The organism is Bacteroides galacturonicus (assembly GCF_003096855.1).
GTDB lineage: Bacteria > Bacillota > Clostridia > Lachnospirales > Lachnospiraceae > Lachnospira > Lachnospira rogosae.
On record NZ_QEOA01000003.1, the window covers coordinates 1 to 18,791 of the forward strand.

General features: G+C 35.9%; 18 protein-coding genes. 17 read left to right on the plus strand and 1 reads right to left on the minus strand.

The annotated features are described in order from the left end of the window. Nucleotides 1-75 precede the first annotated feature (75 nt). The 7 genes from C7390_RS02850 (at nucleotide 76) to C7390_RS02880 (ending at nucleotide 6,178) form a co-directional block, all read left to right on the plus strand. Nucleotides 76-933, plus strand: coding sequence for a hypothetical protein (locus C7390_RS02850; protein WP_318295537.1), 858 nt, complete (start codon nucleotides 76-78; stop codon nucleotides 931-933). Between the two features lie 40 nt (nucleotides 934-973). Continuing rightward, nucleotides 974-1,723 carry a DUF6033 family protein gene (locus tag C7390_RS02855; RefSeq protein ID WP_116443577.1) on the plus strand — a complete coding sequence of 250 codons (750 nt, stop codon included), beginning with the start codon at nucleotides 974-976 and terminating at the stop codon, nucleotides 1,721-1,723. 125 nt (nucleotides 1,724-1,848) lie between these two features. Continuing rightward, nucleotides 1,849-2,511: a hypothetical protein gene (locus C7390_RS02860; protein ID WP_116443578.1), complete on the plus strand. Its 663-nt coding sequence runs from the start codon at nucleotides 1,849-1,851 to the stop codon at nucleotides 2,509-2,511. 39 nt (nucleotides 2,512-2,550) lie between these two features. Continuing rightward, a complete protein-coding gene (locus C7390_RS02865) occupies nucleotides 2,551-3,051 on the plus strand; it encodes a hypothetical protein (RefSeq protein WP_055307264.1) in 501 nt (166 codons plus the stop codon). Nucleotides 3,052-3,117: 66 nt separating this feature from the next. Further along, entirely contained in the window at nucleotides 3,118-4,176 is a 1,059-nt protein-coding gene (locus tag C7390_RS02870) for a hypothetical protein (RefSeq protein WP_116443579.1), read from the plus strand. A gap of 47 nt (nucleotides 4,177-4,223) precedes the next feature. Next, nucleotides 4,224-5,414 (plus strand): DUF4885 family protein, encoded by a 1,191-nt coding sequence (locus C7390_RS02875; protein WP_055307263.1) that lies wholly within the window; start codon nucleotides 4,224-4,226, stop codon nucleotides 5,412-5,414. 131 nt (nucleotides 5,415-5,545) lie between these two features. Then, the gene (locus C7390_RS02880; protein WP_318295538.1) at nucleotides 5,546-6,178 is read left to right on the plus strand and encodes a DUF3879 family protein; all 633 of its coding nucleotides are present in this window, start codon (nucleotides 5,546-5,548) and stop codon (nucleotides 6,176-6,178) included. A 370-nt stretch (nucleotides 6,179-6,548) separates the two neighbouring features. On the opposite strand, the gene C7390_RS02885 is transcribed toward C7390_RS02880, so the two are convergent. Continuing rightward, nucleotides 6,549-6,788, minus strand: a complete 240-nt coding sequence (locus C7390_RS02885; RefSeq protein ID WP_007890424.1) for a DUF6061 family protein — start codon at nucleotides 6,786-6,788, stop codon at nucleotides 6,549-6,551. 462 nt (nucleotides 6,789-7,250) lie between these two features. Here C7390_RS02885 and C7390_RS02890 point away from each other — a divergent pair, with 462 nt between their 5' ends. From C7390_RS02890 to codA, 10 genes are all read left to right on the plus strand, one after another. Next, a complete protein-coding gene (locus tag C7390_RS02890; protein ID WP_055175136.1) occupies nucleotides 7,251-8,132 on the plus strand; it encodes a helix-turn-helix domain-containing protein in 882 nt (293 codons plus the stop codon). A gap of 2 nt (nucleotides 8,133-8,134) precedes the next feature. After that, nucleotides 8,135-8,980 (plus strand): CPBP family intramembrane glutamic endopeptidase, encoded by an 846-nt coding sequence (locus tag C7390_RS02895; RefSeq protein WP_055175133.1) that lies wholly within the window; start codon nucleotides 8,135-8,137, stop codon nucleotides 8,978-8,980. A 74-nt stretch (nucleotides 8,981-9,054) separates the two neighbouring features. Then, on the plus strand, nucleotides 9,055-9,573 hold the full coding sequence (locus tag C7390_RS02900; RefSeq protein WP_055175129.1) for a DEAD/DEAH box helicase family protein: 519 nt from the start codon (nucleotides 9,055-9,057) through the stop codon (nucleotides 9,571-9,573). Between the two features lie 43 nt (nucleotides 9,574-9,616). Continuing rightward, entirely contained in the window at nucleotides 9,617-10,180 is a 564-nt protein-coding gene (locus C7390_RS13560) for an HNH endonuclease (RefSeq protein WP_318255735.1), read from the plus strand. Between the two features lie 53 nt (nucleotides 10,181-10,233). Continuing rightward, nucleotides 10,234-10,719, plus strand: a complete 486-nt coding sequence (locus C7390_RS02910) for a YaiI/YqxD family protein (protein WP_090139701.1) — start codon at nucleotides 10,234-10,236, stop codon at nucleotides 10,717-10,719. Between the two features lie 18 nt (nucleotides 10,720-10,737). Continuing rightward, nucleotides 10,738-11,262, plus strand: a complete 525-nt coding sequence (locus tag C7390_RS02915; RefSeq protein ID WP_055175119.1) for a GNAT family N-acetyltransferase — start codon at nucleotides 10,738-10,740, stop codon at nucleotides 11,260-11,262. Between the two features lie 85 nt (nucleotides 11,263-11,347). Next, entirely contained in the window at nucleotides 11,348-13,603 is a 2,256-nt protein-coding gene (locus tag C7390_RS02920) for a GNAT family N-acetyltransferase (RefSeq protein ID WP_318295539.1), read from the plus strand. 78 nt (nucleotides 13,604-13,681) lie between these two features. Further along, nucleotides 13,682-15,403, plus strand: coding sequence for an ABC transporter ATP-binding protein (locus C7390_RS02925; protein WP_318295540.1), 1,722 nt, complete (start codon nucleotides 13,682-13,684; stop codon nucleotides 15,401-15,403). Between the two features lie 92 nt (nucleotides 15,404-15,495). Then, complete coding sequence (locus C7390_RS02930) at nucleotides 15,496-17,223, plus strand: sensor domain-containing diguanylate cyclase (protein ID WP_116443580.1); 1,728 nt, start codon at nucleotides 15,496-15,498, stop codon at nucleotides 17,221-17,223. A gap of 272 nt (nucleotides 17,224-17,495) precedes the next feature. Further along, nucleotides 17,496-18,755 (plus strand): cytosine deaminase, encoded by a 1,260-nt coding sequence (gene codA / locus C7390_RS02935; protein ID WP_022502758.1) that lies wholly within the window; start codon nucleotides 17,496-17,498, stop codon nucleotides 18,753-18,755. The last annotated feature ends 36 nt before the right edge of the window (nucleotides 18,756-18,791 follow it).

The following is an 18,791-nucleotide window of genomic DNA, read 5'->3' on the forward strand; positions in this document are numbered from 1 at the left end:
GATGTAAACACAGTAAACCAGCTATTGACATATTCAAAGCAGGCAGAGGCAGGAATACACCAAAAAGCAATACAGATGTTGCTTGGAGCAGGAAATAATAAAAAACAGGACAGTTTAAGTATTTCTGATGCTGCACGAGGCTTTTCAAAGCAATCCATAGCTGCACTGATAGATAAAAATGCGAATATTTCTAACAGTGAATTAGCTTATTATTTTGCAAACTATAATAATTCAAGTGCTATTTTGGATGCAATCAATTTTGGGAAGAATGTTTCCTGTGGATATAATTCTGATTTTAAGGAGTACGGGGTTATTTCCTTTGACCTTAATGGGAGCAGACAGGTAGTACCTAATTATGCAGTACCGAAAATGAATACAAGCACCATGTCAGGCATTTGTGCTGCGAATAATTCTCTGGTACTAAGTAATAAAAGTTATTATGCATGGACAACATCAAGTGGCGGTAAATATACATGGACGGTCAATAATGGAAGAATAGGCTGGGCAGCCTCGGAATCGTTGCTTGCAGAGAATACAAATCAAAAAGGAACAAATTATAAGTGGGAAATGTGTAAGGCAGGCAATATCCTGTCTGATCTGGCACAGGGAAAGAGTGTGTGGGGGTATCTCTACAGCAATGAGGAGGTATTGTCCGTCTGTGAGAAAGTCGGGATTTCTCCGGGATTCTTTTCTATAGATGCGGGAGCAGGAAAACACACTTATTTATTGCAGGAATCAGGAAAGACCATAAATGTTGACGCAAAGATAAAACAGTTAAATGATATAAACTGGATAGAAATCGGATATAAAGAAGGAGATACGTTTTCCGTTTATGGTAAAGAGTATGCTATTGACAGCAGTGGGCATATCAATGTTTCGGCAGAAGATGAATTTACATCAACGGAAATTAAATATCCAAGTCGTTCAATATAATAGAAATTATTTTAAGTTTCAATAACAGGGAGGTAGGATTATGGCAATTACGGGTATCAATAACAGCAGTTACACATCGTATTATGCTTCAAATTATAAGAATACTGTAAAAAAAACAGATAGTGAAAAGGATAGTACAAATACAAAAGACGGCAACGTGACAACAAGTACAGTTGAATTAAAAACATCACGTCCCGGTGTGACAAAAACAGAGCAGATTAAGACAGGGTATAGTAATGTAAATGATTATTCAAAATACTTGCAGGAAAAATACCATTATGTGAATACGGGAACGACTTCAATGCAAGGGGTTCCGACAACAGTATCCGTTTCAAGTGCATTTTTACAGAAGTGTATGAATGATCCGGAAAAAGCAAAGTATCTGGAGGAAAACTTAGCAGCCATTCCAGATTGTGCCAAAAGTGCGGTTAATGGATGTTTGGGCACTTTGACAAATCTGAGTTATAAGGTTGATGAAAACGGAAATATTTCGGTGGCAATATCTGGTACAAATGATCCAGATGGGAAAATAGCGAAAGAGAATGCTGAACGAAAAGTAAAAGAGAACAGAGAAAAAGAGGAAAAGGTAAAAGAAAAAAGAGCTGCTAAAAAAGCAGAGGAAGAAAAAGCTGCAAAGCAACGTGCAGAAAAATCGGCAGAAAGAAAAGAAACGGGTGATTATACCTTATCCATAACTGGTAATGATGTAAAAAGTATGACACAGAGCCTTGTAGCAGAATCTGTGAGTATTTCTGCACCTGATAGATCAAGTTTTGATATTAAGGCATAAGAGGATTTGATAAAAGAAAAATATCTAATTGGTGCATAGGATGGCATCACCAGAGAGTAGAGTGGCAGAAAGTCAGTAGATATAAAGTTATAGATAGATTTATTTATGAACCGTGGGGTGGATTTATGGGAATCTCTTTTTCAAATATAGGAACAGTTGGAAGGGAACAGTTAATTACTTCTGGTAGTAATGGAGAACCAAACTGGTCTTATATTCCGTCGAAAGGAAAAAGTACGAAAACGCAGACTGAATTTGTGAGTGAGATTAAGAAACTGGCACAAAAGGCTGCCAATGCTCCTGATAAGACAGAACAAGACGCTATTTCAAGGCAGGTATTGCAGTTAAGGGCAGAATATTTGTCAGAGGTTGCACCGGATAGAAAGCAGTTGTACCAGCAGGCAAAAAGTGCAATGAAAAATCAAAATACCAATCAAAAATGTAAAGGTATAGGAGAATTAACCTTACTGGATTTTTTGGAACAGGCAGAAGGAAAGAATCAGAATCTTGCAGATAAGCAGATTGTACTGGCAGGAGGCGGAACATTAAATTTCACTATTTTAACATCAGGTGGTTATGGTGTTCAAATTCAGAGTCAGGGTGTGAATGTATTGTTAAATACTGGTGCCGGCTGGGGGTATGAAATGACTCCGGCAGAACTTACAAAAAAAGATGAATTCTATTCCATTTACTGGAAGGAATATAATGCCGTAAAGAATGGTATGAATTCTGAATTAAAAGAACTACCGGATTATCTGGAGAAAAGACCAGTTTTTGAAGCGAAAGCCTAATGATAATAATGCAATTCAAATAAAAAGGAGTATTGATATATGCAGATTAGTTCCAACTATTCTATGAATGGTGTGCCATATGAAAACAGACGCAGACAGAATGATATTCCTCAATTTAGTACAGAACGTGCTGAACAGGAAAATGAGAGTATAAATCCATATATGGAAGATACGGATTTTAACGAAAAAGCATTTGATATGATTGGTCCGAATGTTCCGCAGGATGTAAAAGGTGCATGGATGGAAGCAGCGAAGGAAGTAAATGCGAATGGTATGGGAATAAAGAAAAATGGAATGTTGAGCCATATATCACAGATGATGGTACAAAGGCTGAATAAGCAGATGAAGGGAGAGGGCGATGTGGATAACATCGACATTTTGGGCAACACAACAGAATCTGCAATTCAGGCAACGAAACAGGCTTTATATAATTTAGACCATCCACTGGAATATGTTCCGAAAAGCATAGAAGTTCAGAGGGCTTGTATGAAAGAGAGAGAATTCTATGTTGCATTTCTGGAAAGATTGGAAAAGTTATAATTGACTGGAACAGAAACGGAAAATGACAACGATGAGACATATATAAAATTATTTAGGAGATAACATATGAGTGATAGTACCCTTCACATTGGAACTCTTGCTTCAAACAATGTAAATAATATTGTAAATGATACAAGTAAATATGATGAATACAAAGAAAAAGTAAAGGAGTTGGAAAAAGAACTTCAAACCCGGAAAGACACCTTTGAGAAAATGACAGAACCACTGGTATATGTATGTGACTGCTATCAAAAATTTAATGTAGTGACAGGCATGCCGAAAAGCACATTCGGAGATTCTTTTGGCTATGCAATGCAGAAAGAGATTTCGGATTATATGCAGGATTTTTATGCTGGAAAGGTGAGCAGAGAGGATCTTGATTCTTATTTTGAGAAATGCTGTACTTCCATGCGTACTTACCGGACGGGGCAGCATCAGACATACGGAACCAATGAAGCAGATAATACACAGATTGTAAGTGAGATGTATGAGGTTTTTGCGAAAGAAAATGCAAGGGCGGCAGGTCAGGCGAACTATCAGGAAGGCAAAGCATGGAATGAAAAATACTATTCTGATGGTCACAGTGATTGGACTTATTATAATTCGGATTATTACTATCAATGCAATGACACCAATGCGGCATTGAGAGAATCTGTCCGGAAGATGACGGAAAAATGGGAATTGGACGGGATTGACTGTGATGAAATCGAAGCAAATTCTAGCCTTACGTTAGACGGTGGTTTTGATTTTAACAGTATATGGAATTCGGATTTCAGAAATCAGGTCGGAAGGAGCAGTCTGGCAAAGGAATCAACGATACCGCCTGAGAATTTTAAGATGTTTTTAAAGGAACAGGTAACGTCTTTTACAGAGGAAAATAAATTTAATGGTAATCTGAAAATAACAATCGGAAAGAGCAATTACGATTTAAACGTCCCATTTCAGACATTACGCACCGGCTCGGAAGGCGAAATCCGTAATGTATGGGATTTAATGGAAGATTATTATTCGGATACTAAAGACAATTCTAAAGTCAAAAATTTCCTGAGAAATATGTCTGTATTTACACGATGGTATTCGTATGAAACAGGAATCAATGACAGATTCGGTGATTATTTAAGATAGTGAAAGATTAGGATACTACGATATATAATAAGAAGGTTGGTGATATTATGAATATATTTTTTAACAGCCGAATTAATGCTAATCAGTCGTTGCTTAATGTTTTGTTTGGTCAACAGCAAAAAGCGGCAAGCAGTCAAAACACTGGTTGTAGAGGCACAAGAGATACTTTAACGATAAGTGCATCGGGAAAGGAAAAATTGACAAAAAGTACAAGTGGAAGGACACATAATACAAGTATTGATAGTAGCATTGACTTAAAGTCCTATATAGCTTCAGCAAAAAAAACGAATCAAGAGCTCATCGAGAATGCAGGAACACAGATTAATGCGAAAACAAGTGAATATATGAGTACAGGTAAAGCATTTAGGGCAGCATTAACGGAAAAGTATTCTAAGCTTGTTGCAGAAGCAAAAACACATTCTAACCCTGAAAATTATATTCATTCCAAGTATTTTGATAAGAGTTCAGAGTATTACGAGACGAATCTGACTGATACAGAACGTAGGATTGCATATAATTATGAGATGCAGATGTGCCGGACAGGAAAAATAAATGGTGTAAATTATCAGGATTCTTTGTTCAGGGGAATTGAAGTGGACGGCGACAGTGTAGATTCGGATAAAATCCAATTTGAAAGAGCATTGGTAAATTCGCAGATTTCAAATATTTTAAAGCAGGCTGGTGTCGATACATCTTCTATTACGAAAGATTGTACTTTTACTGTCGATCCATACAGTTACGAGATAACGGTAGATGGCGTGGATGAAGAAACAAAGGTGTTGATGCAGAATGCTTTAAATGTAGGTAATAATGGGAAAAATCTCTATAAGCATATCTATTATTGCTCAACACAAGATGGCTGTGAGAGTTCTCAAGTAACAGAGGAATCAAAGATGAAATACGAAGCATATCATCAGGTTTATAGTTATACAGGATATGGATTAGACAAACTTGAGGAAAAAAATGGGACATATTATACGGAGTCGGGAGAGAATATATTAGACTTAGTGGATAGTGCAGTTGAAAGTTCCGGAAAAGTTCCGAAAGAGTTTAATCAGCAAATGAAGAATTGGATACATGACCTGGTTTCAACGATATCGACCAGAGGATGGAACAATGTGCCAGATATGACTTTAAGCATTTTATATGGAAAGAGCGGTTTAAAGGACATGAACCAGCTGATTACATACCAGTATGAAGCTGATCGTATGAACAGACAATGGTATTCTGTGCTTTAGAAATATGCTAAAAACAAAAATACTTAATAAAGTGGGTTCCTTTATTTCTTGGAGATTTATGACGATATATGCCATATAACATTGAGTTAATTCTAAACGGATTTTGAATTTATTTACAAGGAGGTTTTTATATGGCAATGAATATCAGCGGATTAGGCAATACCTATAATGGCATCAATACAAATAGCAAACAATATAAGGCTTTGAAAGAAAAAGGCTGGTTATCTGGTATTATGCAAAATGAAGCCATGATGTCACCAGAAGAAAGAATTATATATGAAACATTCGGTGGAAGAGATACCATTATTAAGAATCTGATGAAGCAATTTGATTCGGATGGTGATTTGCTAAATGCAAATGGGGTGGCAGGAATGGATGTTACCGGCAAGGGTACGTCGTGGCAGCAACTCACGAGTGTATCTGAGGAATATCGTCAAAAGATGTTTGATAATGTGAAGAAGGAATTTATTCAGGAAAATGGTCTTTCAAATGGTGATACAACGAAGCGTTCAGATATTTTCAAAGATTATCAGTTAAGTGTAAACAAAGACAAACGGCTAAGTGGCACATGGACTTTAGAGCAATACGAAGGACAGTATAGAGCCGCTATGTATGCAGCAGTGAAATCAGCTAATCCAAATTGGAAACCGGGACAAAAGTTTGATACAAGCATTCTTGATAATGTCAAAAGAGAATCAGTGGAATCTACTCTTGTCAAAAATGGTAATAGGTTAGTTCGTAATTCTATTGATGTATCAGTATAGAATACAACATCTTTGGTGCTAGAGATACGGTCAAATAAGCTGCTCAATCATGGGAAAAGTATAAAATTAGGAGCTTTAGATAATATCACAAGGGAAAAGTTTTCAAAAACTTCTGGTAACTCTTTGAAATACATATCATATCAATAGATACGATAATATAAATTATGTTTGTATTTGTTGATAACAGGTTTATATCGGAAAAATTGTAAATTTATTTTCTATGTGAATTTTCATTTTTGTAGGGCTGGCATTAGGCCAGCCCTTGATTTTATTATAATAGATAAAAAGATATTGAATATATATGCACGGTAAAAAGACGATTCTCAATAAATGAGATTGGGAAAAAGTAATCTTAGTGCTGTTGAAAAAATCACCATAGTTCTAATGAATCTTCTGCATCTACCCATATCTGCATTGTTCCATCAAGATATAATTTTGCATATTCAAGTGGTTTATCAATGGCAAGTGCGTTCAATGCACAGTCTGATCCGGGTGTGGTTTTTAAATCCTTTTCGGCTTCCCAACAGTCAATGCGGAGCATATAACCAGCAGAAGTATAAATATCAATGCTGTTTCTGTGTGGATTGTATTCTGCAAATATTGTTCTCATCGTATAGAATCTCCTTATTATTCAATCAGTCATTCGTTACAAAAATCAGAAGCATTTCAATCAGCTCACCATGTCACTTTTATTTTGTGTTATACTGTTTTATAGATTTTTCTTGCCCTTGTATTTGCCCTTATCAGAGTTTGTAAACACTGGTGGAACGATATAACATAAGGGAAACAATAAGGGAAAGCTCACCTGCGACAAATTCAGTGTTTTCAAGGGTTTGCGGAAAATTTAATAACAAAATATAACAGTTATTAAATCTCTTAAAACAGGTGAAATCTCAATCGGAATTTGGCGATTGGATAAATTTAGTTTTCGTTGTAAAAACCTTTATTTTAGGGCGTTGCTACGGAAAGTAGCAGAAAAATAGTGAAATGACAGCTAATGTTTCTTGTTTGGTAAAGGTTAATTTACTAATCTGTGAAGGAAGTAAAACAAACCGAAAACGGAGGTAGAAAAATGACTTTAGAAGAAAAAATTAAACATTACAGAAAACAGGCTGGACTTTCACAGGAGAAGATGGCTGAGAAAATCGGTGTATCAAGACAAGCCATTACAAAGTGGGAAAATGGAACCGGAACACCGGATATTGCAAATCTGATGGCAATAGCAGATCTCTTCCAGATATCAGTAGATGAATTACTTTCGAATGAGAAATCAGAGAAAAAGCAGTCTAATTACATCTATGAAAGTCGTACTGAATACGATATTGATGGTAAGAAGAATTTTGATATCAAGCTTGGTGGAGCATATGCTGTAGATTTAAAGGCATATCATGGAGAAAAAATTGAAGTCGCAATGTTTTCAAATGTCTATAAGAATCTTCTGGCAGATTATAAAGTTAAGATTGATGATATAAAAAACCGAATCGATATTGATCTTAACAGATTTAATGAAGCCAGTGAAGCAGATGCAAAGGAGAGTTTGGTCATTACTATTTTTATTCCAGTAAAATATATTGGAAAAATCGAGTTATCAGTTAATGCAAGGACACTGAATATTACTGACATAGAAAATGAACATATTGAGGTAAATGGCAAAATTAGCGAAGTTACCCTTCAGGGAAATAAAAGTGAAATTGAGATAGATTCAAATCTTGATATGCAGATCAGTGTTTTATCACATGAGGGTGCGATTGAGATTAATCAGTTGTCAGCAACATCAAGACTTACAATTCCTGCAGATTATAGATTTAGAAGCACAAAAAAGGGAATAGCAACTCATATTTATTATGAGAGACAGGGCAAAAAGGTTGATGACTTTTCAGATGCCGAAGCAGACAATTACATCGAGCTCAATGGTATAAAGAGTGAGCTTGTGATTGTAGAGGCTGAGGTGTAGTCATGGAAAAGTATATATATCGACCGGTCAGATTCTATTTGATTACATTTGCCTGCACTTGGTTCTGGTGGCTATTTGCAATTTTACTTAATGAAGGGACAGGGCTTTATCTTGGAATGTTTCTTGGCTTGGTTTCACCTGCCGTAGTTGCCGTAGTAACTGTATTTACATCTAAGAATAAAGCACTCATTAATGACTTTAAGAAGAAGCTGATTGGGTTTTATAGAATAAAACCTAAATATATATTAATTGCAGTGCTGATATTTGCTGTGATAGTGACGGCTTCAATCGGTACATCAGTATTATTTGGCGGCAGTATAAATCAGTTATCATTTACAGAAGACTTTTCATTTTCTATAGGTGGTACGTCTGCATTTCTTACAATTTTGTTGGCATCCTGCATAGAGGAGTTAGGTTGGAGAGGTTATGGAGAGGATGCTGTTGGTGCATACAACAGCTGGTTTAAGGAGTCTATCATCTTTGGATGTATCTGGTCTTTGTGGCATTTGCCATTATTCTGGATACCTGGAACGTACCAGTATGGACTTAAAGAGATGGGAATCATGTATGTGATTAACTTTCTTCTTAGCGTGATACCACTTGATTTCCTTCAGACATGGGTATATGTAAAGAATAACAGAAGTATGCTTGCAACAATTATTTTTCATTTGTTTATAAATATTATGCAGGAAAAGATAAACATGACTCCTGAAACAAAATGTATACAAACTATTTTTGTTGTTATTGCGGCAATTATAATTGTTGTTATAAATAAAGAAATGTTTTTTGAAACACAGCATGTGGGTAATTTACTTGAAGAGAAAATTATGAATCGAGAGATAAATTGAACTTTATCGATGTAAAGAAATCGACAATTTCCAGTTTGTAGAATTAAGAAAATCGGAATTTACAGGAGAAGAATATGAAGATCATTTGGATAGATGGTACTTTTGGAATTGGAAAGTCTGCTGTTGCTGCTGCGATTGTTAAGAAAATACCACAGGCACATCTGCTTGAATTCGATGCATTGCAAGAAAAATATAAGCCAACTTCAGATTCTGATCGTTTTGGGAGAAGATATCCAGAAGCTAAAAAATATTTGGTTGATGCTCTCGTTGATGAAATAACAGAAATAATACAAGAAGGAGGTTGCAACTGTTTAGTCATTCCAGTTGCATTGATTAATGATTATTGCAATCAGAAACTTATAGATGGCTTCGCAAATATTGAGAGTCACCATTTTATATTAACGGCCAAGACGGAAATCCTACATCAACGCATAAATAACCAAGAAAATCGAGACATCGATTTGGCAGTAACCTATATGCCAGAGGCAACACAGTATTTAAGTAATCACTATTATGATGCAAGCATAATAGATACGTCTAACATGAGCATTGATAGTGTTGCAAAAGAAATAATTGAAAGCATAACTCGGTAACTTCCTGTTTATAAAACTGATAAAGGAAAGCAGGTGTGTTTTTATGGATAAGATTACAACAATCAAACAAAGTGCTAAGAGTATTCTCACAGGTAATATCGAATCGGCAAAGAATCTTATAAATAAGGAATATCCATTTAAGAAGTTAAAACCGGAGGGAAGAAGCTATACAGATAAGGAAAAGTATGAGCAGTTTGTAAGAGACGGATTTATAGACAGATATACCGGGGAAAAGCTTGTTAATCCGGGATTGTTAAAGGTGTTATCATATTACATGCCGGATGCATTTCCATATCAGAGCCATTGGAAGATGGAAGAATGTCACAGTGCCTACTGGGAACTGGTCCCAACAATTGACCACATCATTCCTATTGCCATTGGAGGAGAGGATAATCCGTCTAATTATGCGACAACGTCTATGCTTCACAATTCAGTTAAGAGTAACTGGACATTAGAGCAGCTAAACTGGAAACTGTATCCTGCAGGAGACATTAATGAGTATGACGGGCTTACCGATCTTTTCGTGAGACTTATAGAAAACGACCTTGAGCTTTTTGATGATCCATACATAAAACGCTGGTATAAGTTATCTGTGGGAATGAAATAGAGACTGTTCCTAAATGTATATAACAATTGATTGTAAATGAAAGAGATAAGAGTATGCATATATATGTAGATGCTGACGCATGCCCTGTGATTGGGATAGTTGAAAGAATAGCTAAGAGTCATAATATTGCCGTAACGCTTTTGTGTGATACTAATCATTATCTTACATCAGACTATTCAGAAGTGGTATATGTGGGTGCCGGAGCTGATGCGGTTGATTTTAAGTTAATAAGCCTTTGTGAAAAAGGAGATTTAGTAGTTACGCAGGATTATGGTGTTGCTGCCATGGCATTAAGTAAGGGTGCATATGCCATTCATCAGTCCGGGAAATGGTATACAAACGAAAATATTGATCTTATGTTAATGGAAAGACATATAAGTAAGAAGGCAAGGCGGGCAAGCAGTAAAAACCACATGAAAGGTCCAAGAAAAAGAAGTGATAAGGATGATTTAAACTTTGAAGCCTCTTTTGAGAGACTAGTGGAAAAGTATCAACACTTGGATACCAGCCGGATGTCTGGAAGAGCTGGAGTTAAATAAAAATTAGGAGACAGATATATGAATTTTGAATTAGCATGCCTGGAGGATTTTAATGAGATAGAAAATCTCTATTGGGATTTAATAGATAAAAGCAAAGAAGAACCTTCTTTTCCTGACTGGGAAAAGGGTGTACATCCTTCAGCAGATTTTTTAATGGCTGGTATTGTTAAGAAAGAGTTGTTCGTATTAAGAGATGAAGGAATAATTAAGGCGTGTGCCATAGTTAACAGTAATTCTAATAAAGAGTATAAAAAGGTAGCGTGGAAAGTAAATGAAAGAGATAATAATGTATGGATAATCCATGCTCTCGCAGTGCGATATGAGTACCGCGGTATGGGTCTTGCTACTCAATTTGTAAAAAACTTAATATCATATGCTAAGTTAGAAAACATTGAAGCCATTCATCTTGATGTAATAGATAAGAACACACTAGCTGACAAGTTATATATCAGAGCTGGCTTTAAATATGTAAGTACTGAAAACATATTTTATGAGGTGGTTGGAAACAGGCAGTTTAGAATGTATGAGTATGTGATTGAGTAGAAAGTATTAGATATGCACATATAATGAGCATTATCTACCTTACAGCAAGCTATAATGAAAAAATCATAGTAAAGAAGGAACGATTGTGAATATAAGATATGCAACAATGTCTGATTTAGATGATATTGTATCGGTTGAATCCGAGTGCTTTCCTGTTTTAGAGGCAGCAACTAAAGAAGAATTTGAGCAAAGAATAAAGTATTTTGGAAATCACTTCTGGCTTATGTTTGATGAGGGTAAACTCATTGCGTTTGTAGATGGTTTTGTTACGGATGAGGCCAATCTTACAGATGAGATGTATGAAAATGCATCAATGCATAATGAGAATGGTGCATGGCAGATGATTTTTGGCGTAAATACTCGTCCTGAATATCGCAGATGCGGATATGCGAAAGAGCTGATTAAGAAGGCCATCTTAGATGCCAGAGAACAGAACAGGAAAGGACTTGTATTAACCTGTAAAGAAAGCCTTGTTCCATATTATTCCAAGTTTGGATTTGTTGATGAGGGGATAACAGATAAATCTACTCATGGAAATGTCCTGTGGCACCAGATGAGATTGGATTTTAAATTAAGAAATAATGGAGTAAATCTTTCAGATAACAAAAATGTGACCGCAAACAAGAAATTTGCAGCCGACAGAATACTATCATATTTTAAAGAAGAGTGGAAGGTACTGCTTATAATAACAGTTTCAGGTCTTATATATAACTTTGGACTTTTGTTTGGCCCTTGGTTTGAGGGTAAGATGACAGGATGTCTTATAGATATATTAAGCCAAAATGCTGTATACAAGGATATGTTTATACTTGTAGTGTCATATATTGTATCTATTGCAGTTGTTCAGATATCAAGATATATAAAGCGTTTCTATGTGAGAAGATTTGCGAATAATGTCAACAGAAGAATGAAGAAGATATTGTATGGGACGCTTGTGTTAAAGAGCAAGACAGAACTTGAAAGTGAAGGTATGGGCGATATTATGACAAAGGCAATCCTTGATGTTGATGATTGTGCTGAGGGCATGAGAAAGTTCACAACAGAGGTGTTTGATACAGGAGTAGCACTGGCTGCATATGCAGGAATGCTGCTTGTATATGATGTAAGGCTGGCACTCATTGCAATGATATTTCTACCGATATCTTATCTGCTTGCAGAAAAGATGAAGATTATCGTACAGAGAACAGGTGCAGAATATAAAAGACAGTCAGGAATATTAAGCAATGCCACACTAGACAGAGCTTCTAATGCCATAACTTACAGGGTATACGGAAGGGAAGAGGACAGAAGAATTGCATACGAAGATAATCTTTCATCATATGAGAAAGCTGCTATCATGGCAAATATATGGAATTCTTCAATGACACCCTTATACAGGATTATATCAATGACAGGTATAATATTTATATTATATTTCGGCAGTAAAAATGTACTTGGAACGGGGTGGAAAAGCTGGGATATCGCGGCATTTACGACATTCCTTGCCTGTTTTATAAAGTTATCGGATAAGTCTTCAAAGGCGGCAAAGCTGTTTAATGCAGTTCATAAGGCACAGGTTTCGTGGAAACGTATTAAATCGCTTATGGTTATTCAGGATAAAGATACAGATTGTAAAAATCAGACATCAGGAAAGCTTGAAGTAAAAAACTTAAGTTTTACATATCCAGATGGAAAAACTGTATATAATGATATTTTCTTTACTGCAGAGCCGGGGGAGATTATAGGCGTTACGGGTCCGGTTGCCTGCGGTAAGTCAACATTTGGAAAGACCTTCCTTTGCGAATGTCCATATAAGGGAAGTATTAAGTATAATGGAAATGAATTAAGCAGTGTTGCTGATAATGTAAGGTCGGGAATAATAAGTTATCTTGGACACGACACAGAGCTTTTTAATGACTCTATTAAGAATAACGTGCTTCTTGGTGATGATTGCAATGTATCAGAATACCTCAAGGACGTATGTATCGATAAAGAAGTTGCACAGATGGAAAATGGAGTTGACACACTTATTGGTAATGGTGGTGTAAGACTGTCAGGTGGACAGGCACAAAGAATAGCACTTGCCAGAACGCTTTGTCATAAGAAGTCGGTACTTGTGCTTGATGATCCATTTTCAGCACTGGATATAAGCACTGAGAAAAAGATATATAACAACCTTTGTGATATAGCAAAGAATAATATTGTAATTATTATGACACATCGTCTGTATATGTTCCCTAAGATGGATAAGGTTATATGGATGGATAATGGAAAGGCAATAGTTGGAACACACGAAGAGATTATGTTACAGTGTCCGCAGTACAGGAAGTTGTATGAAAATGTCAGCACACAGATGAGGTAGACGTGGCTGAACATACAGAAAAAGGTACATTACAAAATAAAAATACCAACGAAAATAAGAAAAAGGAGTTGGATAATATTGAGTAGTAATAATGTAAACAGCACAGAAGCCAATAATTATAATATTAATAACGTTGATAATAAGAAAATGAATAACAAGAATTCACACAACGTAGTTTCAATAATATTACATACTATAATAAAGAGAAAATGGCTTTCTCTTGGAATTATAATTTCAGTATGTGGTGCGGTTATAACAGCTCTTTATCCACCACTTGTACTTGGAAAAATAGTAGATACACTCACAACAGGAAGTCAGATGCCTGTATATCTTGTATTTCTTTATATGGCATTTACAGTTATTACAGGTCTTATGGAAGCCACAAGAGAAGGGCTTCTTACAGTATTTGGGCAGAAGATAACACACGCACTTAGAAGTGGACTTATGGAGCATTTTGTAAGACTTTCTACTGACTCACTTAATAAGCAGGAGTCAGGTGCTGTTGTATCAAGGTTTGTAGGTGATGTTGATACAGTTGAGAACCTTTTTACATCGGGAATTGTAAGTATGTTTGCAGATGCGTGTAAGATAATAAGTATTCTTGCAGTTATCTGGTTCAGAAATAAAGGACTTGCAACAGTGCTTATGGTGCTTCTTCCATTTTTATTCTGGTTTACAAGACATATACAGAAGAATATGCTTGATGCCCAGTTAAAAAATAGACGAGCAGTCAGCCGTGCTTCAGGACATGTACCTGAAACACTTCACAATATCCGTACGATCCATAATCTCGGCAAGGAGAAGTATATGGAGAAAAGATACGATGAATATATAAGCGACAGCTACAAAGCTATGGAAAAGACCAACTTCTACGATGCCGTATATTCACCGGTTATTCTTATATTAAATGCAGTTGTAGTGGCGGTGGTTATGTTGTTTTCAGCCTCAGGCAATGCCAAAGTCCTTACACTTTTTGGTATGTCAGCAGGTACAGCAGTAGCAGTTATTAACTATATATCACAGATATTCTCACCGGTTGAAAGTCTTGGAATGGAAATCCAGACGATACAGTCAGCAATTGCGGGCGTGAGAAGAATAAATGAATTCTTTGAACTTCCAGTACTAGATAATAATGAAGAATTACAGGCAGAAAAGACATTTGATAGTAAAAATGATACACCTTATGTCCAGTTCAATGATGTAACGTTCGGATATGAGGCTGACCACACTGTAATAGCTGATAAGACATTTGTTGTAAATAGAGGAGAGCAGGTTACACTATCAGGAAGGACAGGTGCAGGTAAGAGTACAATATTCAAGCTGCTTTTAGGTCTGTATAATCCACAGAAAGGTTCTATCCTTATAAATGATATGAATTCAGCCGCGATACCAGATAACAGAAAGAGAAAAATATTCGGTTATGTTGAGCAGTCATTCCATATTGTTCCTGGAACAGTTAAAGACCAGATAACACTTTATGACAAGTCCATATCTGACGAAGCTGTTATCAAAGCGGCAAAGCTTACAGGACTTCACGATACAATTATGAACTTTGAAAATGGATACGATACCCAGTGTACGCAGGAATTATTCTCGCAGGGACAATGGCAGTTGTTATCCATAGCAAGAGCTACAGCTGCCAACCCGGAGCTGCTTTTACTTGATGAGATAACAGCCAATCTTGATGCCAATACAGAAAGAGATGTTCTTACAGCACTTAAAGGTGTATCTGAAAACAGAACAGTTATATCAATATCACACAGGGTTACGGCAAGAACAGGACGTGTAATAAACTGTTAAATACAATATTTCATAATGACAATGCCGCCAGAATGTGATAATATTTTTCATATTGGGTAATTTAATGAATTAAAGTATATCAGGTGGACAAAGTGGAAGATATTATGTATAGCATTAACAGGCTGTTAAGCATTACGATTGGAAATAATAGGTCATATTTTGATGTGCAATATGTTAATATTGCTATGTTGGTCTGGGGTTGTGTATTCTGCTTAATAGCAGGGGTGGGAATGATTTTAAGTAAGAATTTTGACCGCCGTAAGAGGCTGTGGATGATACTTTTGCAGTTTGCAACAGTTGTTCTGTTGCTCAGTGATGCAACCGCCTGTATATTCAGAGGTTGGACGGGGATATTTGGATATTGGATTGTAAGGATAAGTAATTTTATAGTATTTCTTGACAATAATATAATATTATATTTGTTCCACAGGTATGTGTGCAGTTTTATTTTTACGGAACAGGAAGAAAGAACTTTAAAAAGAGCAACATTTATAAATATACTGTGTGCCGTGGCAGTAGCTCTGGTTATTATTTCACAGTTTACAGATTTGTATTACTATTATGATGCACAGAATGTATATCATAGAAGTGAAGGTTTTATAATATCTATTTTTATACCTGTAACAGGAATGATGGTAGAGATGTCATTTTTGATAGAATACAGAAAGAAATTAAGCAATATTACAATTTCTTCACTTGGTTCATATATTATTCTTCCAATTGTAGCGGCAATAATACAGTTCTACTTTTATGAAATTTCGTTGATTGATATAGCTGTATGTAATTCAATGATAGTTATGTATATAACTGTTATTGGTGAACAGGACAGGAAACTTAACAATCTGGAACAGAAGCAGATTAAGACAGAGGCTGAACTTGAAATATCTATGGTGCTTAACCAGTGTATAGCAGAACTGACAACTGAAGCGGATATTAACATAGCTATACATAATCTTCTTGCAATTATTAATAATTATTTTGGTGCGGACAGATGTTATATTTTTGAAAATAATTACGATGATAATACAATGGATAACACCTATGAGTATGTTGGTGATAGTATTACAGCAAAGAAGGATAAGCTTCAAAAGCTTTCAATGAATATTGTAAGTTTATGGATGGAGAATTTTAAAGAGGAAAAGCCATATTATATAGCAGATGTCAGCAAGCAAAAGGAAGAACCTGTATACAATATGTTGCATGAACAGAATGTAGACAGACTTCTTGCAGTGCCATTAAAAAGAGATGGAAATATAATTGGATTTCTTGGAGTGGACAATCCGGTTAATCATTACGAGGATATGGCATTGTTGTGTTCTATACAATACTTTGTTACTAATAGTCTTGAAAAGCGTGTGCAGCAGGATAGGATGCGTTATTTAAGTTACAGGGATATGCTTACAGGTTTGTACAATCGTAACAAATATATAAGCATTGTTAAAGCGGCTAAAGACCAGATACTTAAAAATGTCGGAGTTGCTTACATAGATCTTAATGGTCTGAAAGCAATTAATGATAATTATGGACACTCTAATGGTGATAAGCTCATATGTACAGCAGCAGACACATTCAAAATGGTATTCCCGGATAATTCTTACAGGATAGGTGGGGATGAATTTGTAATTATAGAGCAGAATATTGAGCGTGATAAATATGAAGAAAGAATTACAGCCTTGAAAAATATAATGCAGGATAAACAAGTAAGCATATCCATAGGAGTTCTGTGGAGAGAGTATGTTGACGATTTAGAAGAATTATTAAAGGCGGCAGATAAGCTTATGTATATGGAGAAAGAGATGTATCATAATAACAGAGAATAAAGTTAAAATAAAAGGGATTTGGGATACACCTTCCAAATCCCTTTTGTGTTCTTTTTGTGCTGTTAAGGGATTTATATTAAAAGTTATGATGGGTATGTATCCCCAGCACAAATATAATTATAAAATGTTGTTAAAACAGCATAAAATGCTTGTTACTTTGGAACAAATGCTTGTTGTTTGTTATATTGATTGTTATAGTCAGACCATATTAATCAATGCCATTTGATATTTGAATTCAGTGTTAATATCTTAGGCAGGAAAAGAGGTATAATATGGCTGGAAAGAAATTTATTAACGCAAAGTTAAAAGGATATAATGAATTACAGGAAATACTTGTTGAGGACGGAGTATTTAAGGCAATTGCACCACATATAGATGTAGATAGTGATTGTGAAATTGAGGATTTGGGAGGCAAGCTTACACTGCCACCATATGTTGACCCACATATTCATCTTGATTATGTATTCACAGCAAGAAAGCAGGGCGCAACTAACGGAACAGGAACATTATTTGAAGGAATTCAAAGGTGGAGTGAAACTAAATCAGATTTAACAATTGATGAGATAAAGGCAAGAGCAATAAAGGCAGTTAAAATGGAGGTGTCACACGGTGTCCAGTTCATAAGAACACACGCTGATGTAACTGACCCTAACCTCACAGCCTTAAAGGCACTTCTTGAATTAAAGGAAGAATTAAAAGATATTGTAACAATCCAGATTGTATCATTTCCACAGGAAGGAATGTATTCTTACAAAGATGGCGACAAGCTTGTTGAAGAAGGACTTAAAATGGGTGCTGATTGTGTAGGTGGTATTCCACATTTTGAGTATTGCAGGGAATTTGGTGAGAAATCAATTCATAAGGTTGTTGAATTAGCTGTGAAGTATGACAAGCTTATTGATGTACACTGTGATGAGAGTGATGACCCAATGAGCAGGTTTGTGGAGCTTCTTACTGCACTTTCAATTGTTGAAGGAATCGGACCTAAGACAACAGCAAGCCATACCTGTTCATTAGGTTCAGTAGATAACAGTTACGCATTCAGAATGATGAAGAATTTCAAGAAAGCAGGACTTAACTTCATTTCCTGCCCAACAGAGAATATATATCTTCAGGGCAGACAGGATACATATCCTAAGAGAAGAGGTCTTACAAGAGTTAAGGAATTATATGAAAATGGAATAAATGTATGCTTTGCACAGGATTCAATTCAGGATCCTTGGTATCCGGCAGGCAATGGCAATCTTATGAATGTGCTTGATAATGGTATACATATAGCCCAGATGATGTCATTTGAGGAAATGGATAACTGCCTTGACCTTATAACTGTTAATGGTGCTAAGACTATGAACATATCAGACATATATGGAATTGAGGCAGGCAAGCCAGCTAACTTTATTGTTGTCGATGCCAGGAGCGAATTCGAGGCAGTATGCGAAAGAGCCGATGTTGTTGCAAGTGTCCGTAATGGTGAATATCTGTTTAAGAAAGCACCAGTGGCTTTCGAGGCTTTGAGTGAATTTATGGCGTAGATAAAGAGTGAATTATGATATAATATGACTACTTCG

Bases quoted from the DNA above. Each gene is read 5' to 3' on its own strand.
- C7390_RS02855 (WP_116443577.1), top strand. From the start codon at position 974: ATGGCAATTACGGGTATCAATAACAGCAGTTACACATCGTATTATGCT.
- C7390_RS02880 (WP_318295538.1), top strand. From the start codon at position 5,546: ATGGCAATGAATATCAGCGGATTAGGCAATACCTATAATGGCATCAAT.
- C7390_RS02885 (WP_007890424.1), bottom strand. From the start codon at position 6,788: ATGAGAACAATATTTGCAGAATACAATCCACACAGAAACAGCATTGAT.
- C7390_RS02850 (WP_318295537.1), top strand. From the start codon at position 76: ATGTTGCTTGGAGCAGGAAATAATAAAAAACAGGACAGTTTAAGTATT.
- C7390_RS02865 (WP_055307264.1), top strand. From the start codon at position 2,551: ATGCAGATTAGTTCCAACTATTCTATGAATGGTGTGCCATATGAAAAC.
- C7390_RS02910 (WP_090139701.1), top strand. From the start codon at position 10,234: ATGCATATATATGTAGATGCTGACGCATGCCCTGTGATTGGGATAGTT.
- C7390_RS02870 (WP_116443579.1), top strand. From the start codon at position 3,118: ATGAGTGATAGTACCCTTCACATTGGAACTCTTGCTTCAAACAATGTA.
- C7390_RS02895 (WP_055175133.1), top strand. From the start codon at position 8,135: ATGGAAAAGTATATATATCGACCGGTCAGATTCTATTTGATTACATTT.
- codA (WP_022502758.1), top strand. From the start codon at position 17,496: ATGGCTGGAAAGAAATTTATTAACGCAAAGTTAAAAGGATATAATGAA.
- C7390_RS02890 (WP_055175136.1), top strand. From the start codon at position 7,251: ATGACTTTAGAAGAAAAAATTAAACATTACAGAAAACAGGCTGGACTT.
- C7390_RS02900 (WP_055175129.1), top strand. From the start codon at position 9,055: ATGAAGATCATTTGGATAGATGGTACTTTTGGAATTGGAAAGTCTGCT.
- C7390_RS02860 (WP_116443578.1), top strand. From the start codon at position 1,849: ATGGGAATCTCTTTTTCAAATATAGGAACAGTTGGAAGGGAACAGTTA.
- C7390_RS02875 (WP_055307263.1), top strand. From the start codon at position 4,224: ATGAATATATTTTTTAACAGCCGAATTAATGCTAATCAGTCGTTGCTT.
- C7390_RS02915 (WP_055175119.1), top strand. From the start codon at position 10,738: ATGAATTTTGAATTAGCATGCCTGGAGGATTTTAATGAGATAGAAAAT.
- C7390_RS13560 (WP_318255735.1), top strand. From the start codon at position 9,617: ATGGATAAGATTACAACAATCAAACAAAGTGCTAAGAGTATTCTCACA.